The following is a 2,705-nucleotide window of genomic DNA, read 5'->3' on the forward strand; positions in this document are numbered from 1 at the left end:
GATCCGCTCGTCGCGGGCCTGCTCGGGCGAGGCGTACGAGGGTGCGGTGAGCCGCGGCGCGAGGGTGGCGCCGGCCAGCCCGAAGCCGGTGACGAGGACGGAGCCCTCCTCGCGCACGAACACCTGACCCGGGCTCAGTTCGCCGTGCGTGACACCGAGGTCGTGCGCCGCCTCCAGCACGTCCAGCAGTTCCAGGCCGATGCGCGCTGCCCGCACGTAGTTGAACGTGCCCTGCCGGTCCAGGAGTTCGGCGAGGGGTACGCCGCCGACCCATTCGGTCACCGTCCACAGGGCGCCGTCCGCCACGACTGCGTCGACCACGGCGGGGACCCGCCCTGGGCACAGCGACAGCATGGTCTCGCAGGTGCGGACCACCCGGCCGGGCGCCCCGCGGGCGGTCTCACCGGCCTGCTCCTCCGGGAGCCCCACCTGCGTGACCAGGCACGGGCGGCCGGTCCCGGTGTCCTCCCCCAACCAGCAGACCCGGTTCGCCTCACGGTGGACGACCTCGAGCAGGCGGTACCGACCGGCGACCAACTCGTGTGTGGAGACGTGCGCCCTGCCCATGGCCATCCCTCGTTCGCACCGCTGGCTCTCAGCTTGCCCAGAGGTACGGTCGGCGGGCGGTGTTGCGTTCAACGAATGGGTGGGCCGGGCCATTTCTGACCCTTCTTCAAAATCGGCGAACACGTGCGCGACGGCGAATTCCGGAAAAGCGGCTGTGCGGGCGCGCACTGCCTCTGAACTGGGCAGCACCGTGCTCCCGTTCGGCCCCGCATTTACACCCTCGGTGCGCGTGGCACCGGAAATACGGGGCCGACCTGCGGGTAACCCGCGGTAGATGCGGATCTCGCGCGGGAAATCCGGGTCAGCGCAGCCCGAAGCGGTCCGCCCACGCCGTCATGTCGGTGGTCGTGGCGTTGCCTCCGCACACCACCAGCCCGATGCGGGCGTCGTCGCCCACGCGCTCCACCACGCGGCGGGCCGCGGGCACCAGACAGCCGGCGGCCGGCTCGGTCCACACCTTGCCGTGCTCGGCGAGAGCCAGCGAACCCTCGACGGCCTCCCGGTCCGGCACCACGAGCACCTCGCCGACCAGCGCCGACACATGGTCGTACGTGAGTTGCGAGACGGACGGAGCGCTGAGCGTGGTGACGATCGAGGACAGGGGCACGGGGAGCGGCGCGCCCGCCGCCAGCGCCCGCGACATGGCCTCGGCGCCCTCGGTCTCCACACCCCAGATCCGCACGTCCGGCCGCAGGGCCCGCAGCGCCGCCGCGACCCCCGCGATCAGTCCACCGCCCCCGATGCTCACGATCACGTCGGTGAGCTCCCCGGCGTCCTCGGCGAACTCCAGCCCGACGGTGCCCTGCCCGGCGATCACCACGGGGTCGTCGAAGGGGTGCACCAGGGTCAGGCCCTCTTCCCGCAGCCGGTTCACCAGAGCGAAGGCACTGTCCATGCCGTCGGTGAGCCGCACCAGCGCGCCCGCCTCCTCGGCGGTCTCCACGGAGCGGGCCGGTGCCGTGCGCGGCATGACCACCGTGGCCTTCACGTCGAGGGCGGCGGCCATGACCGCGACGGCGATGCCGTGGTTGCCGCCGCTGACCGCCACGACACCGGCGGCCCGCTCGGCCTCGGTCAGCGACAGCAGCTTCGCCGTCGCGCCGCGTGCCTTGAACGAGCCGGTGCGCTGGAGCAGCTCCAGCTTCGCGGTGACCGGGGCCCCGAGCAGCGCGGACAGTCCAGGGCTGGGCACGGTCGGCGTGCGTACGACATGTCCGGCGATCCGCTCGGCCGCGGCTTCGATCTCGGTGATCCCGATCAAGGCAGTCATCCTTCCGTGCGGGCGGTGCTCCGCGCCCTTTCGCACCCTTTCGCGCGCCGCGCCCAAGGTCAACACGTCGCCGAGGGCGCGGGTGGGCGGCGTCGCAGGCCAAGGGCGCTCAGAGGTCGCGCCGCACCAGGAAGTCCAGCAGCGACCGCAGCTCCCGGGCCGTCTCCGCTCCCGGTGCCGCCTCGGCGAGCGCCGCCTCCACCGCGCCGAGGCACCGGTGCGCCTCGGCCAGCGCGGCCGTACGCCCGCCCGCCTCGTCGATCAGGGCGGCGGCCTCCTCGGGATCGGCGGCGTCGGACGCCAGCAACGCGGCCAGCCGCCGCGCGGCCGGAAGGGGAGCGTCGAGTGCCGCCAGCACCGGGAAGGTCTTCTTCCGCTCCCGCAGGTCGCCGTGCGCGGGCTTGCCGGTGACCGCCGGGTCGCCCCAGACGCCCAGCATGTCGTCGACGACCTGGAAGGCGATGCCGAGGTGCCGCCCTGCCCGGTCGAGGGCGTCGGCCGTCGCTCGGGGCGCCCCGCCGAGCACGGCACCCACGGCCGCCGCGCAGCCCAGCAGCGACCCCGTCTTGTGCTCGGCCATCGCCCGGTACTCGTCCGGCCGCACCCGCTCCGGGCCCGTCCACGGACGCTCGGTGAACAGCAGGTCGTCCGCCTGTCCGCGTACCAGGTCGTTCAGCGCGGTGGACAGCAGACGGACCGTCCGGGGGCCAGCCGGGGCGGCGGCGAGCGTCTCGACGGCCAGGGCGAACAGCGCGTCGCCCGCGAGGACGGCGGGCCCGGTGCCGTACGCCTTCCAGACGGCGGGGCGGCGGCGCCGCGCCGGATCGCCGTCCATGATGTCGTCGTGCAGCAGCGAGAAGGCGTGCAC

2 protein-coding genes and 1 pseudogene are annotated in these 2,705 nt (G+C 74.0%); all 3 read right to left on the bottom strand.

From position 1 onward, the window contains the following. Positions 1-567, bottom strand: a pseudogene (locus EBH09_RS34045) (serine/threonine protein kinase); the annotation flags it as partial. A gap of 301 nt (positions 568-868) precedes the next feature. After that, positions 869-1,828, bottom strand: coding sequence for a threonine/serine dehydratase (locus tag EBH09_RS34050; protein ID WP_121750661.1), 960 nt, complete (start codon positions 1,826-1,828; stop codon positions 869-871). Positions 1,829-1,946: 118 nt separating this feature from the next. Next, the coding region (locus EBH09_RS34055) for a polyprenyl synthetase family protein (protein ID WP_202977440.1) at positions 1,947-2,705 on the bottom strand (759 nt) is incomplete at its 5' end.

It is taken from the genome of Streptomyces sp. E2N166 (genome assembly GCF_003671715.1).
In the GTDB taxonomy this organism is placed as follows: domain Bacteria; phylum Actinomycetota; class Actinomycetes; order Streptomycetales; family Streptomycetaceae; genus Streptomyces; species Streptomyces thinghirensis.